Here is an 18348-nt window from a genome sequence, read left to right on the forward strand (position 1 = left end):
GAACAAACGATATGGAACAATTAATGCAAGAATTGAAAGAAGCGCTGATCGAATCGCTGAACCTGGAAGATATCACCCCGGATGAGATCGATAACGAAGCGCCTCTTTTCGGAGATGAAGGACTGGGACTCGACTCGATCGACGCACTCGAAATCATTCTGATCCTGGAACGCAACTATGGCATTCGTATTGCGAATCCGGCTGAAGGTAAATCTATCTTCTATTCTGTGCGTACGCTGGCTGACTTTATCACTGCAAACCGTACAAAATGAGAGTCTGCGTCACAGGCATCGGTTGTGTGTCCGGCATCGGTCTGAATGTGGAGGAACATCTTCGCTCGTTTCGTGACGGGCGGGATGGACTGGGGGCTGTTACGCTTTTTTCTACACGTCATGAAGAACCAGTCTCCGAAGTGAAGCGCACGAATGAGGCTTTGAAAGAGCAACTGGGTATTCCCGTATCCGCAGCACTGTCACGCACGGCTTTGCTGGGAATGACGGCAGCTTTCGAGGCGCTTGCCGATTCCGGGTTGGATCTCTCCGATCGGGATCGCCCCCTTCGCGTCGGCCTGATCTCTTCCACCTCTACCGGAGGTATGGATCTGACAGAGTCTTTCTACCCTTCCTTCCGGGAAAATCCGGCACAGGGTCGGTTACGGTATGTTGCTTCGCACGATGCGGGCGACAGTACGGAACGGATCGCTTCTTTCCTGGGTATTACCGGATTTCGTACAACCGTCAGTACCGCCTGTTCGTCTGCCGCCAACGCAATTATGCTGGGTGCCCGGATGATCCGGCAGGGGATGCTCGATGTTGTGGTCGCCGGAGGGACGGATGCACTGTGCAAGTTTACTTTAAACGGCTTCGCTTCGCTGATGATACTCGATAAAAAGCCTTGCCGTCCTTTTGATGTCTCGCGTGCCGGGTTAAATCTGGGCGAGGGGGCCGGTTATCTGGTGCTTCAGTCGGAAGCAACGGTCGGTAAAACTCCTTATTGCCTCTTGTCCGGTTACGCCAATGCCAATGATGCTTTCCATCAGACGGCTTCTTCTTCCGAAGGTACGGGTGCTTTCCTCGCCATGAAAGGCGCTTTGGAAAAGGCCGGCCTGCAACCGGAGGAGGTGGATTATATCAATGCGCACGGAACAGGCACACCGAACAACGATGCTTCCGAGAGCCAGGCGATCCGCCGCCTTTTCGGGAACCGGATACCGCCTTTCAGCTCGACGAAAGCCTTTACCGGGCATACCCTGGGGGCTGCCGGAGCCCTTGAAGCCGTATTCAGCGTACTCTCTCTGGAGCGGGGTATCCTTTATCCCAATCTGAACTTCACTGCACCGATAGAGGAAACGGGCTTGATCCCTGTTACCCGTTATCAGGAAGGAATATCCCTACGTTCGGTATTGTCTAACTCTTTTGGTTTTGGAGGGAACAACGCTTCCCTGCTTTTCCGGAAATACGATAAATAGGTTATGCTTACGAAACCGGTTTATATAGATAAGGCGGCAGCCTCTTTTGAACGGACGGACGATGGTTACGCGCTGAAAGAGCCCGACTATAAGTTCCTGATCCCGAATGCCACGCTTCGCCGCCGGATGAGCCGCATGGTTCGTATGGGGGTGGCAACCGGGTTACAGTGTCTTGAAGACGCAACGGCTCCTGTCGATGCGATCCTGACGGCTACGGGACTTGGATGTCTGGCCGATACGGAAAAGTTTATGAATACGATACTGGATCATAACGAAGAGTTGCTTACCCCTACGGCCTTTATCCAGTCCACTTTCAATACGATCGGGGCACAGATTGCCCTGCTTACCGGAAACCATAGTTACAATACGACCTATGTGCACCGTGCTTTCTCTCTGGAAAGTGCTTTGCTCGATGCCGCTTTGCTAGTCCAAGAGGAAGAAGCGCAGTCTGTTCTGGTAGGGGCGGTCGATGAAATGACACCGACGCTGCAAACGATCCTCGGCCGTTTGGGTTTGTGGGAGAAGAACAAGCCGGGAGAAGGGGCGGCATTCTTCCTTTTGTCGGGGAACCGCTCACCGCAATGCGTGGCGGAGCTCCGGGATATGGAATTGTTCAGCGGCCGTTTTACGGAAGAAGAGATAAAGGAGCGGATGACCGCCTTCCTGCTTCATAACGAAGCAAGCGATGCAGAGGTGGTCTTTCCGGATGAATACAAACAATATTGCGGCGAATATCCGATAGCGATGTCCTTTGCTTTGTGGCAGGCCTGTCACCGCGTGCAGGAGACGGATGCCCCGCGTTCGATCCTGCTGTACAACTCTTTCCTGGATAATCACTCGTTTCTATTGATAAGGAGGGTATAGTCTATGGGGTGGCTGGTCTTTATAGCGGTTTTGAGCGGTATCGGTGCTTTTCTCTTTTATGCCTCTTACAGCATTCGTTCAGGGGTATATGTGAAAGCCCTGTGCCGGGGAAACACCGATAAGCGCGTTGTCTGCCTGACATTCGACGACGGCCCCGATCCCCGATATACGCCGCAGGTACTCGATGTACTGAAAAAGTATCAGGTGCAGGCTGCCTTTTTTTGCATCGGGGCGAAGGTACGAGAAAACCCTGCCGTGATGGAGCGCATCGTATCGGAAGGGCATCATGTCGGTAACCACTCCGACAACCATACCTGGAAGTTCCCGCTGCTTTCCCGTAAAGAGATGTGTGAAGAAGCGGAACGGTGCGAAAAGGCCTTGTTGAAACATACCGCTCCGATCCTTACCTTCCGTCCCCCTTTCGGTGTGACCAACCCGACGGTAGCCCGCCTGGCGAAAGACCGCCCTTATACAATAATCGGTTGGAGCATTCGTTCTTTTGATACGCGTAAAGAGTCTGAAGATAAGGTGTTTCGCCGTATTATCAGGCAGGTCAGGCCGGGGGCTGTTATCCTTCTGCACGACCGCTTACCCGGATGTGCTTCCCTGCTGGCTCGTTTACTTGAATACCTGAAGACAATAAATTATGAGGTGATCCCTCTCGATAAAATGTTTGATATACCTGATCCGAATGAAAAAGAAGATGAATAGATATTATATATGCCTGTTTTTGTTTATAACCTTCTGTTTGCCGGTAGCCGCGCAAGAGGAGTTAACCCCGTTGGCATCCGTTACCGCGTTTCAGGAACGGCTGAAAAAGGAAGCAGCGTCGCTTTCTTCCATTGAAAGCGACTTCACGCAGGAGAAGTTTCTGGATGTCTTTAACGAGAAGATCGTATCGAAAGGCCGTTTCTATTATAAGCAGGAGAATATGATCCGGATGGATTACACCTCTCCGGTAGATTATCAGATCATTATAAACGGGCAGAAGCTGAAGATCGTTTCTGAAGGGAAAAGCAATGTAGTCAACCTCGGTTCTAACCAGATGATGAACGAGATGAAAGGAATGCTGGCAGCCTGCATGATCGGTGACCTGACGGTGATGTCGTCGGCTTACCAGCTGGAATATTATGAATCCCCTTCCCTTTATGTGGTGAAGATCCGTCCGGTTTCCAAGAGTGTACAGGTTTATATCTCGGAGATCATCATTTCGATAGATAAGAAAGATATGTCTGTACAGACTCTGCGTTTGTTGGAGAATGCAAAGGATTATACGGAATATCATTTTACGAACCGGAAATACAATACACTGACCAGTGATGAAAAGTTTGTTATCCGCTAGTCTCTGCTTGTTGCTGGCCTGCTGTTCGTGTGCCCCCTCTATCACACGTGAATGCCGGAAAGGGGAAACTGTGTCCGCTATGAAAGGGCAATTCCCACCTATGATAGATGCTTCTTCCCGCCTGTGTAAATACAACATGACGATCGACTTTATGCGGAAGCACTTCAGCGGGCTGTTATTGGTGAAGGAGACGGAGACGGGCACCTACCGTACACTGTTCAGCACACATTTCGGACTGAGCCTTTTCGACCTGGAGATCGGTTCGGATAGTCTGACGGTACATCACTGCATCGAACCGTTGAATAAGAAAAAGATACTGTCTCTGTTCTATCGCGACTTCTCGGTCCTTTTCGGTTTGAACATACCGCTGGAAAATAAGGTGACTGTTTATAACTGCACTGACCCGCAGACAGATATCGTATATAAGCTATCCACTCCCGGCTTCAAAGGTTATTACCGGATAGACGGTGTGGAAAATCGTATGCGGGAGATCAAACTCGGTTCCGGCCTGCGCAAAACCACTTTCCGCTCTTTCCCGGACAGTTCCGGACAGGAAGCGATCCGTATCAGGCATACGGGGCTGAAGCTTTCCATCGGGTTGGATGCGTTCAATTAAGAAATTCTTCATCATTCTGATTATCTGAGGAAAGGGATATTGTATAGCAAGGGTTAATACCTTCAAAAAGATTCGAAACTGACCAACATAATAGAAAAACTTCCCTACCTTTGTCACACTAAATGCATATTGGAAAGGGATGTTGACTAACTTTTATACGATAGAAGCTATTGCAGAACAAGGCGGGGAATATAATTGTACGATCCGGCTGAATCCGCTACATGATGTTTATAAAGGGCATTTTCCGGGTATGCCGGTGGTTCCCGGTGTTTGTATGCTTCGTATAATTAAGGAATGCATGTCGACAATCTTAGATACCCCGGTTCGCTTTCAGACGGTAACCAGTTGCAAGTTCCTTTCTGTGGTAAATCCATCGGAGCAGGAGTTGCTGGACTTTATATTTTCATTGAAGGATTCAAACAGGCTACAGGTTACAGCCAATGCAGGCGGAGTAACTGTGCTGAAACTAAAAGCAACGATTGTGGCAGAGTTGGAACATCAGCAGCAGGAAAGTCAATCGGTTATTGTGATCCCAACCTATAATAACGGGGGGACACTCGGTCAGGTACTGACAGATGTATTGGCTTATTCATTTCCTGTCATAGTGGTGAATGACGGTTCTACGGATAATACGTTAGAGGTTCTGAAAGGATTTCCCGGGATACGTGTAATCAGTTATCCTGACAACCAAGGAAAAGGATATGCCTTGAATACCGGATTGAAGGCTGCTACGGAAGCCGGTTACCGTTATGCGATTACCCTTGATTCGGATGGGCAGCATTATGCGGATGATATACCTGTTTTCTTGAAAGAAATAGCCCTTTATCCCGATAGTTTGCTGATCGGAGCCCGTAATCTGGCTTCCGATAACATGCCCGGGAAAAATACCTTCGCCAATAAATTCTCTAATTTCTGGTTTACACTGGAGACAGGCATCCGGCTGTCGGATACGCAGTCGGGCTTTCGGCTTTATCCTTTGCACAAGCTGAAGAAGATGCATCTTTTCACTACGAAATATGAATATGAACTGGAAATAATCGTACAGGCTGCTTGGAGGAATATACGGGTGGCGAATGTACCGATAAAGGTGTATTATCCGCCGGCTGGGGAAAGAATCAGCCATTTTCGTCCGTTGCGCGACTTTACGCGTATCAGTTTGCTGAACTCGGTGCTCGTCTTGATCGCCTTGTTATGGTACTGGCCGTGGAAATGTGTGCGGAGTGTGACGAAAGAGAATGTGAAGAAGTTTGTCTCTAAGAATATTACGCATTCCGCAGAGTCGAATTTGCGGATCGCGTTGGCGGTCATGTTCGGTGTGTTCATGGGGATTGTTCCGATCTGGGGATATCAGATGATCGTTGCCGGGGTGCTGGCGCATTTTATGGGGCTAAACAAGGTCATTACCATTGTGGCCTCGAATATCAGTATCCCGCCCATGATCCCTTTCCTGCTGTTTGGCAGTTATGTGACGGGCGGCTGGGTGCTGGATCAGCCTGTGACGCTGACGTTGCACGAGGTTACTTTTGATACGATCAAAGATTCGCTGCTGCAATATCTGGCCGGGAGTATGGTTTTTGCCGTTATCTGCGGATTGCTGGCCGGCTTTGTTTGTTTAACGTTGCTTTCGTTGTTCAGGAAACCTGAACGTATTGCCGGATGAGTAAGTTGTTTATTCATATATATAATTATCTGGAACGCCATACGGCTCTCCGTTACCTGTTACTGGCCGGTAGCTTTTTGCTGATGCTTTTCTTTGCCGTACAGGTGAAATTCGAGGAGGATGTAACCCGTTTCTTTCCTGATACGCAGGATGCGAGGAGTACGGAGATCGTTTTTCAGAATCTGAAAGTCAAAGATAAGATCATCGTTATGTTGTCGTCTGCCGACACTGTTTCCGGTACGGTTCCGTCCGATCGGCTGATCGAGGCGGGTGACTTGCTGAAAGACAGTTTGCTGGCTGAGGCCGGTTCCGAATACATCACGGATATATTCTCGGAAGTGGATGAGAATATGATCGGGAAAGTGACAGATTTCATTTATGATAATCTGCCGGTTTTCCTGACGGAGGACGATTATGCCCGCATGGATTCTGTACTGACGGCCGATGGGATAGAACGCCGTATGCGTAGTAATTATCTGCATTTACTATCTCCTGCGGGAGTCGCTTTGAAAAGTATATTACCCCGTGACCCGGTAGGGCTGGGGACTACCTCGCTGGAAAAGTTGCGCGATTTCCAGATGACGGCTAATTATGAGATATATGACGGGCATATCTTTTCGAGGGATATGTCTACCCTGTTGCTTTTTATTACTCCGCATTACGGGACGGGAAGTACCGGGAAGAATGAGTTCCTGATCGATACGATCGAGAAGCGGCTAAGGGAGACGATGGACACGTATCCCGGTGTGAAAGCAGAGTATTTCGGCGGGCCGTCGGTCGGTGTATATAATGCCCGGCAGATCAAGTCGGATACGATGCTGACGATGACGATCGCGCTGATTATCATCATTGTTTTTATCACGTTGGTATTCAAGAGCCGTTCGGCGGTGATCCTGATTATATTGCCGGTATTGTACGGGGCTGTGTTTTCGCTGGCTCTGATCTATTTCCTGAAAGGGTCTGTCTCGGCTATTGCTATCGGAGCAGGGGCGGCGGTGTTTGGGGTGGCACTGAGTTATTCCATTCATGTGCTGTCGCATTTTAATCATGTTTCGTCTATCCGGCAGTTGATCGAGGAGCTGGCTTATCCGCTTACTGTGGGTAGTTTTACGACGGTCGGCGCTTTCTTCGGGTTGGTTTTCACCAGTTCCGATTTGTTGCGTGACTTTGGGCTGTTCTCATCGTTGGCGCTGATTGGAACCACCTTCTTCTGTCTGGTGTTCCTGCCGCATTTCCTGAAAGTGAAGGAAGGGCATGAGGAGTCGGGGAGGGTTCTCCGTTTTATTGAGAAGATTAACGGGTATGCGTATGAAAAGAATAAGCCGTTGGTTATTACGATCGTAGTTGTCTTCTTTGTGTCTCTTTATATGTCGGGGAAGGTGACGTTCGACAGTAATATGATGAACCTGAGTTTTGAGCCGGCTAACCTGAAGGCGGCCGAACAACGTTTGAACGACCTGTTCCAGTCGGATAATAAAACGACGCTTTTCGTATCGGTCGGAAGCACCCCCGATGAGGGGCTACGGCATTATGCCGAAACGAACCGTAAACTGGATTCGTTGAAAGCAGAGGGCAGGATCAAAGAATTCGCTTCTGCTGAAAAGATATTTATCCCTTATGCGGAACAACAGCGCCGTATTGAACGCTGGAATAGTTATTGGACGGAGGGACGGAAAACGCAGGTAAGGGAGGATATTAAAAACGGGGCTGCGAAGTACCATTTCCGCGAAGATACCTTCCATGATTTCTTTGCCCTTCTAGATAAACAGTATCTTCCCTGTGACTTTACTGCGGGTGATTCTTCTTTACCTCTATTGGACAGTTGGGTTTCTTCAGCTGATTCCCTGTCTATGTTTATTACACAGGTACGTCTGAATGAGGAGGATAAAGAGACTGTCTACGACCGTTTTGCGGGTAATGACGGATTGGTGATTTTTGATCGCGGGTATTTTGCCAATAAATGGGTGTCTGCCATTAACGACGACTTTTACCTGATACTGTATATCTCTTCGTTCCTTATCTTCTTTGCTTTGCTGATCTCCTATGGACGGATCGAACTGACCTTGATGACTTTTACGCCGATGGCTGTCAGTTGGGTGATTATCCTGGGGTTGATGGCGGCTACCGGAACGCAGTTCAATATCGTGAATATTATCCTTTCCACCTTTATTTTCGGCTTGGGGGATGATTTCAGTATCTTTATTATGGACGGCCTGCAACAAGAGTACCGGACGGGGAAGAAGATGCTGACTTCCCATAAGACGGCTATATTTTTCTCTTCATTCACTGCTGTAGTGGGGCTGGGGGTACTGGTCTTTGCCAAACATCCGGCATTACAATCCATTTCGGTGATCTCGATCCTGGGAATGATCTCCGTAGTGCTGGTGTCTTACACTATTCTACCGATTCTGTTCCGCTTCTTTATCTCCGGGCCGGCATCGAGGGGTAATTTCCCTTATACGCTCTCCGGCTTGCTGGTTACGGTCTGGTTCTTCGGGTTGTTCGTTGTCGGTTGCCTGTTGATGATGGGGGTTGCCCTTCTGCTGATATTACTTCCGGTGAAGCGGCGGAAAAAGAAGCAAGTGTTCAGCCGGATCATGATGTATATGTTGCGTATCTTCCTGAAAGCGGCCTGGATTGCCCGGCGTGAGAATATCAATCCGGGAAATGAAACGTTTGAGAAGCCGGCGGTGATCATTGCCAACCATCAGTCTTTTGTCGATATCCTGGTAATGCTTTCACTGGCTCCGAAGCTGGTGATGGTGACGAACAGGTGGGTCTGGCATTCTCCTGTCTTTGGAAAGATCGTACAGTATGCCGACTTTGTACAAACGGAAGATGGGTACGAAAAGGTATTGCATCATCTTCGGGACAAGGTGGCGCAGGGATATTCCGTTGTTGTCTTCCCCGAAGGGACACGTTCGGCTGATTGCCAGGTGCATCGTTTCCACAAAGGGGCTTTCTATCTGGCGGAGAAATTGCAGTTGGATATACTTCCGGTAGTTCTTTACGGAACCGGAATGATCATTTCGAAGCGGCAGCCTTTCTATGTAAAACGGGGAGTGTTATGCACCCGGATATTACCTCGTATTTTGTATACGGATGCGAGTTACGGAGTCACTTACCAGGAACGTTCCAAAGCGATAGCTAAAACTTTCCGCAGGGCTTATCAGGAGACTTGTGATATTTATTCAAATCCGAGGAACCCGTATTTCTACCGGCAGTTGGTGGCTAATTATATTTATAAGGGTCCGGTGGAAGAATGGTATATCCGTATCAAAGTCCGTATGGAGGATAAGTATGACTTTTTTAACCGGATTGTTCCGCGCAGAGCCCGGATTACGGATATCGGTTGTGGCCTGGGGCCTTTGTCCTATATGCTTGCGATGCTTTCCGGAGAGCGAACGGTACTGGGGATCGATTATGATGCGGATAAGATTGCCGTAGCCAATCATAATTTCTCCCGGAATGAGCGTATACGCTTCGTTTGTGCTAATGTTGCAGACTATGATCTGCCGGAAAGCGATGTGTTTGTTATGAATGATATGCTCCATTATATGGATTATCCGTCACAGGAACGGTTGCTTGAAACCTGTATCGGCAAGTTGTTGCCGGGTGGTATGCTGATTATCCGTGACGGGGATGCCGGAGGAACGACAAAGCACCGTGTGACGCGGTTTACCGAATTACTTTCCACCCGTTTGCTGGAATTTAACAAGAGGGAGAATGACCTCTGTTTTCCGACGCATGAACAGTTTATCCGTGTAGCGGAACGTTTTCATCTGGAGATAGAGCAGCGGGCAAACGACCGCTTTACTTCCAATATGATCTATATCCTGAGAAAGAAGGAGGTCGCTTATGAATGATAACCGGTATGATGTTATTATCATAGGAAGCGGATTAGGCGGCCTGGCTTGCGGTGTAACGTTGAGCAAGGAAGGGTATAATGTCTGCGTGCTTGAAAAGAACGCCTTGCCTGGCGGTTGTTTTCAATCCTTTAAACGATATGGCAGGGTATTGGATACCGGTATTCATTATATCGGGAGTATGGATGAAGGGGAGATCATGCGGCAATACTTCACTTATTTCGGTATCATGGATAAGCTGAAGATGAGGCGGATGGATGAGGTGGCTTTTGATGTGATCTGTTATCAGGATAAATTCTATCCTTTTGCTATGGGGCATGAACGGTTTGCCGAGACATTGACCCGTGAGTTTCCGAAAGAGAAAGAGGCGCTCAAACGTTATGTTGGTTTGCTGGATAGTGTGGGGCGTTCTATCAGTGTGGAGCAGTTGCGGAAAGGCAAATTGTCATCCGGGAATATGGATAACTTTTATATCTCCGCCTGGGAGCAAATCAGGGAAATCACTTCAGATACAACCTTACAACAGGTTTTATCCGGCAGTGTATTACTTTATGGGGGCGATCAGTCGGTTTCTACCTTCTATCATCATGCCATTATTACAAATTCTTATTTGCAGGGAGCCTGGCGTTTTGTAGATGGGAGTATGCAGGTGGTGGATGCGATGGTGAATGTGATCCGTCAAAATGGAGGGACGGTGCTGACTGGTGCGGAAGTAAGTAAACTATGCCTGTCCGGAAATGAGATACAAGCAGTGGAAATCAACCGGGCGGAAAGATTGGAATCCCGGTATGTGATATCTTCCCTGCATCCTTTCAATACATTGAATCTGGTGGAGAAATCGCCGCTCATACGGAAAGCGGCCTTATCCCGTTTGGAGCATCTGCCTAATTCGTATGGGCTGTTTTCTGTCTATCTGCTTCAGAAGCGGGGGACGACTCCGTATAGTAACCGGAACTTCTTTTTATTGGGCGATCAGAATGCCTGGTATAATACCGGACACAAGGAAGATACCCGGATCAATACCTGTATGGTTTCGATGCAACCTTCTTCCGTCTTGGAGCAGTACACGGATGTGATCTGCCTTCTTTCGCCTATGTATCTGTCGGAAGTACAAGCCTGGGAAAATACAACTGTCGGGCAGCGTGGCTCCGATTACGAGCAGTTCAAATTAGATAAAGCGCAGCAGTTGATCGCTTTTGCCGAACGCTATTGTCCCGGTATATCACTGAACACGGAGAAGATCGTAACGACTACGCCGCTCTCTTACCGCGATTATACCGGAACCCCGGAAGGGTCAGCCTATGGGATTATGAAGAATTATAATAATCCGTTGACTACGCTGATCCCGACACGTACGCGTATCCCTAACCTGTTCCTGACCGGACAGAGTCTGAATGTACACGGTGCTTTGGGGGTGACTTTGACCTCTATGCTGACTTGTACGGAATTAGTGGGTTCGGAATACCTGGCCCGTAAAATAGGAGAAGCCTGATATGAAGATAAAGAAAATACTGAAATACTTCGTCCTGTCCTTTATTAGTCTCATTGGACTGATAGTGATTGTTTCGTCTGCTCTCTATCTGACTGCGGATATGAAGCAACCGGTAATAGATATGAACACCCTACCGGATTATCCGCTAATAAAAACGGATAGTTTACGCACCTATGGCCCTAATCATCTGCGGCAAAGTAAAAGCGGTTTGTGGGAATTGTCGGTGCAGGGAGATCCTGCCGAGCGGGGAGTGGCTTTCGGGAAGCTGGCGGAAGATTTGTTGCATTATCAGGAAGAGGTCTTTGTCGATCAGATACGCCAGATCATTCCTTCAGACAGTTATCTGAAATTCTTGCGTTTCTTCCTGATCCTCTTTAACCGTAATCTGGGCGAATATATACCGGAAGAATACAGGACGGAGATCTATGGAATATCTCTTTCCTGTTCCCATGAGTATGATGCGATCGGAACTCCTTATGAACGTCAGTTGAATTACCATGCGGCGCATGATATCGGGCATGCCATGCAGGACTATATGCTGGTCGGATGCAGCTCCTTCGGTGTTTGGGGAGAAGAAAGTGCGGACTCTACTTTACTGATCGGACGTAATTTTGACTTTTATGTAGGGGATGACTTTGCCCGTAACAAACTGGTCTCTTTTTATCAGCCTTCCGACGGATATCGTTTTGCTTCTGTCGGTTGGGCGGGAATGACCGGAGTATTGTCGGGTATGAACGAAACGGGACTGACTGTGACGATCAATGCTGCCAAATCTACGATGCCGGTATCGGCTGCTATGCCTATCTCCCTACTGGCACGTGAGATATTGCAATATGCTTCTACGATAGAGGAGGCTTATGCGATTGCACAGAAGCATAAAACCTTTGTCGCGGAGTCTCTGCTGATCGGTTCGGCGAAAGACGGTAAAGCGGCTATTATTGAGAAATCGACCGATAAGATTGCTCTTTTCCAGTCGGGAACAAACCGGATTATCTGTACAAACCATTACCAGTCGGATACTTTTAAAGAAGATGCCCGTAACAAGGAAAATATAGCTACCTCCGACAGCCCTTACCGACAGGCCCGGCTGGATGAATTATTAAGTGATAATCTCCCGGTAGATCCATCGAAAGCGGCTTCCATACTGCGTAACCGCTTTGGAGAAGAAGGAAAAGAGATCGGATTGACCAATGAAAAGGCGATCAACCAGTTTATAGCCCACCATTCTGTCATCTTTGAACCTGCTAAACGCTTGATGTGGGTATCGACTGCTCCCTGGCAACTGGGTGAATATGTGGCCTATGATCTGAATAAGATATTTGCTCATCCCACTGATACGGGAGAGTTACGGATCGATAGTCTTTCACTACCGGCGGATACCTTTCTGAATAGTCCGGTCTATCGGCAATTGTTGACTTATAAGAATTTGGCAAAGGATATTCGTCATAGTATCGGTAGTCATACTCCCCTTGATGAAGCTTTGCTGGATGAGTTTATAGCATCAAATCCCGAGTTCTACTATTCCTGGCAATTGGTCGGCGATTATTATCAGGCATTTGGTGCGGAAGATAGAGCGATCCTCTCCTGGCAGACCGCTTTAACAAAAGAAATTCCTAAAGAAGAGGAGCGTACGGCTCTACAAGAGAAAATAAAACAATGAACGATATGGATAAGTATAGTGCTATACAATTTAAAACCCCGGCAGAGATAAAGGCTTATCAGGAGTTTCGACTGGCCGGTGAGTTGGAATACCTGAATAATCATTCCGTATTTTATCAACGCATGTTCAGAGAAGAAGGGATCGATATTTCCCATATCCGAACATTAGAGGACTTGCAGCAACTGCCGGTCACGACAAAAACAGACCTGCAACTATATAATGACGATTTTATTTGTGTAGACAAAGCGGATATAATCGATTACGTAACGACTTCCGGAACGTTGGGTGATCCGGTGACATTTGTTCTCACCGGTGACGATCTGGACAGGTTATCTTATAATGAATATTTATCGTTCACGACTGCCGGCTGTACGAAGCAAGATGTCATGCAGTTGATGACAACACTTGACCGGCGCTTTATGGCTGGCTTGGCTTATTATATGGGTGCCCGTGAACTGGGAGCCGGCGTGGTGCGTGTCGGTAATGGAATACCGGAATTGCAATGGGATACGATCCATCGGATACATCCTTCTTTCTGCATGGTTGTCCCTTCTTTTCTGGTCAAACTGATAGAATATGCGGAAGCCAACGGGATCGATTATAACAATTCTTCCATACGAAAAGCGATTTGCATCGGTGAAGCCTTACGCAATCCGGATTTCTCCCTGAACACTCTGGGACAGCGTATCCATGAGAAATGGAGTACTCCTTTGTTGCAGTCTACGTATGCTTCAACAGAAATGCAGTCTTCTTTTACGGAATGCGAGGCCTGTCGGGGAGGACATTTGCAGCCGGAACTGATCATTGTAGAGTTTCTGGATGATAAGAACCAACCTGTAGCCGAAGGAGAAGCCGGTGAGGTCACTATCACTACATTGGGGGTTAGAGGAATGCCTTTGTTACGCTTTAAGACGGGCGATATCTGTTATCACTATACGGAACCTTGCTCCTGCGGACGGAATACGGTGAGGCTGAGTTCTGTGCTGGGTCGCAAAGGGCAGATGATAAAATATAAAGGAACAACCCTTTATCCGCCTGCTTTATATGATATCCTCGATAATATTCCCGGCGTAAAGAATTATGTAGTGGAAGTTTATACGAACGATCTCGGTACCGATGATATTTTGATCCGGGTAGGAAGCGACAGGCAAACAGAAGCTTTTGCCAAGCAAATCAAGGATCTGTTCCGTTCAAAAGTACGGGTGGCGCCTACCATTCAGTTTGCTTCTCCTGACTATGTGGCTAAAATTCAGATGCCCCAGATGAGCAGGAAAGCAATTAAATTTATAGATTTGCGATAATTTAGTACTAATTTAAAATGTAATCGTATGAAACAGTTGATGGTATTGATGTTTTTATTCCTGACAAGCCTTGTAAATGCACAGGATAAAACAAATTTGAAGGATATAGACAAACTGACATTTTTTGGTGTGGACTTTTCTATGGCTAAAGTGTACGGTGCTGATGAGACGACGGAACAGTTTAAGGATGCTTTCTATGGAATAAATACGCTATTCCAGCGCGAGCCGAAAAAGTATGATACGGCTAAGGCATTTGACGCTGCTGTAACAACCGATCTGGAAACTTCTCAGAACCTTATCGAACAGATAAAGAAAGCTGATCTTTTTACCAGTGACGATAGTTATCAACTGATTGGTGACGAAATAGCGGAACATATCCGTCAGTTTAATACCGGAAATGCTCAGGGATATGGCGCAGTTTTCATCGCTGGGCTACTTAACAAAGGAAAGACACAGGCTACTTACAACGTCGTTGTGTTCGATATCGCCACCAAAGACATTATTTTTAACAGGCAGTTTACTGAAAAAGCCAGAGGCTTCGGACTTCGTAACTACTGGGCTTATCCGGTTTATAAAATATTGAATAAGGTAAAAAAGATCAAGTGAATCTAATTGATTTACAGATAAATGAAAAATGACATCAGTGTGACATTGGTGTCATTTTTTTGTCAGCTAAATATCAGTCGTTTTTTAATATAATTCTAATCTCTTCAATACAATTTATAGAGTGTTAGGGCGTTGGTATTAAACGTAAATGCTTACCTTTGCGGCCGACTGTCTGTGTTAGGATAGCTTTTTTAGACAATTAATTATCACACTTTATACAAACGTATGAGAAAGTATAAACTAATCAACAACGTGTTGGGATGGGTCGTATTTCTGATCGCAACCACCGTTTATTTGATGACGATCGAACCCACTGCCAGCTTCTGGGATTGTGGTGAGTTCATCTCTTCTGCCTTTAAACTGGAAGTAGGACACCCACCCGGAGCACCGTTCTTTATGCTGACGGCCAACCTGTTCACACAGCTTGCGTCGGACACTTCCACAGTAGCTAAAATGGTCAATTCTATGTCGGCACTGTTCAGTGGGCTGACTATCCTGTTCCTGTTCTGGAGTATTACCCACCTGGCCCGTAAGATCATGGTGAACGAGGAGAATGAAATTTCTTTGGGTACAATGATCACTATCATGGGTAGCGGCCTGGTAGGAGCTTTGGCTTATACCTTTAGCGATACATTCTGGTTCAGTGCGGTAGAAGGTGAAGTATATGCTTATTCTTCCCTGTTCACAGCCCTGGTATTCTGGTTGATCCTGAAGTGGGAAGAGGCGGCCGACCGCCCTCATGCCGACCGTTGGATCGTACTGATCGCTTACCTGATGGGGCTGAGTATCGGTGTCCACCTGCTGAACCTGTTGTGTATCCCGGCGATCGTGCTGGTTTATTACTATAAGAAATTCCCGAATCCGACGATGAAAGGTACCATCTATGCATTGCTGGTTTCTTTCGCAATCGTAGGACTGATGATGTATGGTGTCGTTCAGGGACTGGTTGAGGTATGCGGTTATTTCGAACTGCTGTTCGTCAACGTACTTGGAATGCCTTACAACTCGGGTGTGTTTGCTTATGTATTTGCTTTGTCTGGTGTACTGATATGGGCTATCTGGGAGACGATGCGCGACGAGATCAATCCGACACGTATGAAGATCGCCTTTATCCTGGCCGTTGTACTGGTAGGTGTTCCGTTCATCGGTAGCGGTTATGTATTGGCCGTTATCCTGACGGCTGCGTTGAGCGCTTATCTCTTCATGAGCAAGAAAGTTAATATCAAGCTGCTGAATACGATACTGGTCTGCCTGATGGTAATCGTTGTCGGTTATTCGTCTTATGCACTGACTATGATCCGTGCTACCGCCGATACGCCTATGAACCAGAATGCGCCGAGCGATATCTTCACCCTGCGTTCGTATCTGGCCCGTGAACAGTATGGTAAAACCCCGCTGCTCTACGGACAGACATTTGCTTCGGAAGTGAAGCGCGAAAACCAGGGGGGTAACTGTTCTCCTGTAACCAAGGAAGGTGAAGCCGTTTGGAGCCGCGTGATCAAACAAGATCCGAACGAGAAAGATAAGTATTATGTTTCCCGTCACGACGTTGAATATGAATATGTAGACGAGTTGAGTATGCTCTTCCCGCGTATGTACAGCAATGTGGATGCCCATGTGGGAGCCTATAAGGAATGGTCGCAATTCAAGGGAGAGCCCGTGAAGTTTAACCGTTGTGGAGAGAATGTGACGGTGATGAAACCGACCTTTGCTGAGAACCTTCGTTACTTCTTCGCTTACCAGCTTAACTTCATGTACTGGCGTTATTTCATGTGGAACTTCTCCGGACGTCAGAACGATATCCAGGGAAATGGCGAGGTGATGAACGGTAACTGGATCACCGGTATCAAAGCCATCGACGAAGTACTTGTCGGCCCGCAGGATAACATGCCTTATGATATAGCCAATAATAAAGGACATAACGTATACTATATGTTGCCGCTCCTGCTCGGTATTTTAGGTCTGTTGTATCAGGCTTATTCCGGACAGCGGGGTATCCAGAGCTTCTGGATCACTTTCTTCCTCTTCTTCATGACGGGTATTGCCATTGTGCTCTACCTGAACCAGACGCCTTATCAGCCGCGTGAACGAGACTATGCCTATGCAGGCTCCTTCTATGCGTTCTGTATCTGGATCGGGTTCGGTGTCGCGGCACTGGCCAAGTTGATGCGGCAGTATGGTAAGCTATCTCCGGTGGTGGCCGGCTCTCTCGCAACCGTGCTGTGTCTGTTCGTTCCCATCCAGATGGCTAGCCAGACCTGGGACGACCACGACCGTTCAGGACGTTACGTTTGCCGCGATTTCGGTGCTAACTACCTGGAATCCTGCGAACCGAATGCCGTGATCTTCACCAACGGTGATAACGATACATTCCCGTTGTGGTATGCACAGGAAGTGGAAGGCATCCGTACCGATGTACGTGTATGTAACACCAGCTACCTGCAAACCGACTGGTATATCGACCAGATGAAGAAACAGGCTTACGAATCGGCTCCGCTGCCTATCTCCTGGAACCGTGCGGACTATGTGCAGGGTACACGCGATGCGGCTTATGTAATCCCGATGATGGATCAACCTATCGACCTGAATACGGCTCTGAGCTTTGTCCGTAGCAACGATCCGAAGTTCAAGAAGATCCCCGGATTTAATCAGGAACTCGATTATATCCCTTCTGAAACGTTGATCTATAAAGTCGACTCTGCCACAGCAGTAGCCAAAGGCCTGGCAACCGACTCAACCGGTCTGCTGAAGGAAATGACGATCAACCTGAAAGGTAAGAACGCACTGGGCAAACAGGAACTGATGATCCTGGATATGTTGCAGACCAATAACTGGGAACGTCCTATTTATTATGCGATCACCGTAAATCCTGACCAGTTTGTCGGTCTGGACGGTTACTTTGAACAGACAGGTCTGGCTTACCAGATCGTTCCGAAGAATGCCAACAAGGAAACGAACACGGAAAAGATGTATGATAACGTCATGAACAAGTTCAAATGGGGTGGCGTAGACCAGCCGGGCGTTTATATCGACGAGAACGTGATGCGTATGTGTAAGAGCTATCGTATGGCCCTGTTCAATAAACTGGCGGAAGACCTGCTGAAAGAAGGTAAGAACGAGAAAGCATTGAACGTGCTGAACAAGAGCATGGAAGTATTGCCCCCGGAAAATGTGCCGTTGGATTACACGGCTCTTTCTACCGGCGAACTGTATTATGCACTCGATGAAAACGAAAAGGCAGAAGAGGTATTTACCGGAATTGCAGAGAATGCAATGCGTAATATCGATTGGTTCTTCCGTCTGAAACCGTCTCAGTTGGCCTCTGTAACAAGAGAATTGGAACATAACCTGGCCGTTATGCAGCAAGTGCTGGCAGTCAGCAAACATTATAATCCCGAATTTGCAACTAAGTATCAGGAAGAGTTTGACAACTATCGGATGGCTTACGGTTCGGTTCGTGGGAATAAGTAATA

The 18348-nt window shown here is 47.5% G+C and carries 13 protein-coding genes; all 13 read left to right on the forward strand.

What is annotated here, in order from left to right; all coding sequences use genetic code 11:
- Positions 1–11: 11 nt before the first annotated feature.
- The 13 genes from HMPREF1212_RS21985 (at position 12) to HMPREF1212_RS22045 (ending at position 18346) form a co-directional block, all read left to right on the forward strand.
- A complete protein-coding gene (locus HMPREF1212_RS21985; protein ID WP_028730198.1) occupies positions 12–272 on the forward strand; it encodes a phosphopantetheine-binding protein in 261 nt (86 codons plus the stop codon).
- Positions 269–1468, forward strand: coding sequence for a beta-ketoacyl-[acyl-carrier-protein] synthase family protein (locus HMPREF1212_RS21990; RefSeq protein WP_046151098.1), 1200 nt, complete (start codon positions 269–271; stop codon positions 1466–1468). The genes HMPREF1212_RS21985 and HMPREF1212_RS21990 overlap by 4 nt, the downstream gene beginning before the upstream one ends.
- 3 nt (positions 1469–1471) lie before the next feature.
- Positions 1472–2332, forward strand: coding sequence for a beta-ketoacyl synthase chain length factor (locus tag HMPREF1212_RS21995; protein ID WP_046151099.1), 861 nt, complete (start codon positions 1472–1474; stop codon positions 2330–2332).
- Positions 2333–2335: 3 nt separating this feature from the next.
- Entirely contained in the window at positions 2336–3043 is a 708-nt protein-coding gene (locus HMPREF1212_RS22000; protein ID WP_046151100.1) for a polysaccharide deacetylase family protein, read from the forward strand.
- Complete coding sequence (locus HMPREF1212_RS22005) at positions 3036–3674, forward strand: flexirubin biosynthesis/transport protein LolA2 (RefSeq protein WP_046151101.1); 639 nt, start codon at positions 3036–3038, stop codon at positions 3672–3674. Before HMPREF1212_RS22000 ends, HMPREF1212_RS22005 begins: the two co-directional genes overlap by 8 nt.
- Positions 3652–4290, forward strand: a complete 639-nt coding sequence (locus HMPREF1212_RS22010; RefSeq protein WP_157317105.1) for a flexirubin biosynthesis protein LolB2 — start codon at positions 3652–3654, stop codon at positions 4288–4290. The genes HMPREF1212_RS22005 and HMPREF1212_RS22010 overlap by 23 nt, the downstream gene beginning before the upstream one ends.
- 478 nt (positions 4291–4768) lie before the next feature.
- Positions 4769–5950 (forward strand): DUF2062 domain-containing protein, encoded by a 1182-nt coding sequence (locus HMPREF1212_RS22015; protein WP_046151303.1) that lies wholly within the window; start codon positions 4769–4771, stop codon positions 5948–5950.
- Complete coding sequence (locus tag HMPREF1212_RS22020) at positions 5947–9816, forward strand: trifunctional MMPL family transporter/lysophospholipid acyltransferase/class I SAM-dependent methyltransferase (protein ID WP_046151103.1); 3870 nt, start codon at positions 5947–5949, stop codon at positions 9814–9816. Before HMPREF1212_RS22015 ends, HMPREF1212_RS22020 begins: the two co-directional genes overlap by 4 nt.
- On the forward strand, positions 9809–11308 hold the full coding sequence (locus tag HMPREF1212_RS22025) for a phytoene desaturase family protein (RefSeq protein WP_028730207.1): 1500 nt from the start codon (positions 9809–9811) through the stop codon (positions 11306–11308). The genes HMPREF1212_RS22020 and HMPREF1212_RS22025 overlap by 8 nt, the downstream gene beginning before the upstream one ends.
- A 1-nt stretch (position 11309) precedes the next feature.
- Positions 11310–12968 carry a C45 family autoproteolytic acyltransferase/hydolase gene (locus HMPREF1212_RS22030; RefSeq protein WP_046151104.1) on the forward strand — a complete coding sequence of 553 codons (1659 nt, stop codon included), beginning with the start codon at positions 11310–11312 and terminating at the stop codon, positions 12966–12968.
- Positions 12969–12973: 5 nt separating this feature from the next.
- Positions 12974–14269, forward strand: a complete 1296-nt coding sequence (locus HMPREF1212_RS22035; RefSeq protein ID WP_046151304.1) for a flexirubin biosynthesis putative acyl-CoA ligase FlxY — start codon at positions 12974–12976, stop codon at positions 14267–14269.
- A gap of 27 nt (positions 14270–14296) precedes the next feature.
- Positions 14297–14875: a hypothetical protein gene (locus HMPREF1212_RS22040; protein ID WP_028730210.1), complete on the forward strand. Its 579-nt coding sequence runs from the start codon at positions 14297–14299 to the stop codon at positions 14873–14875.
- A gap of 225 nt (positions 14876–15100) precedes the next feature.
- The gene (locus HMPREF1212_RS22045; RefSeq protein WP_046151105.1) at positions 15101–18346 is read left to right on the forward strand and encodes a DUF2723 domain-containing protein; all 3246 of its coding nucleotides are present in this window, start codon (positions 15101–15103) and stop codon (positions 18344–18346) included.
- Positions 18347–18348: the final 2 nt, after the last annotated feature.

It is taken from the genome of Parabacteroides sp. HGS0025 (assembly GCF_000969845.1).
GTDB classification, from domain to species: Bacteria; Bacteroidota; Bacteroidia; order Bacteroidales; family Tannerellaceae; genus Parabacteroides; species Parabacteroides gordonii.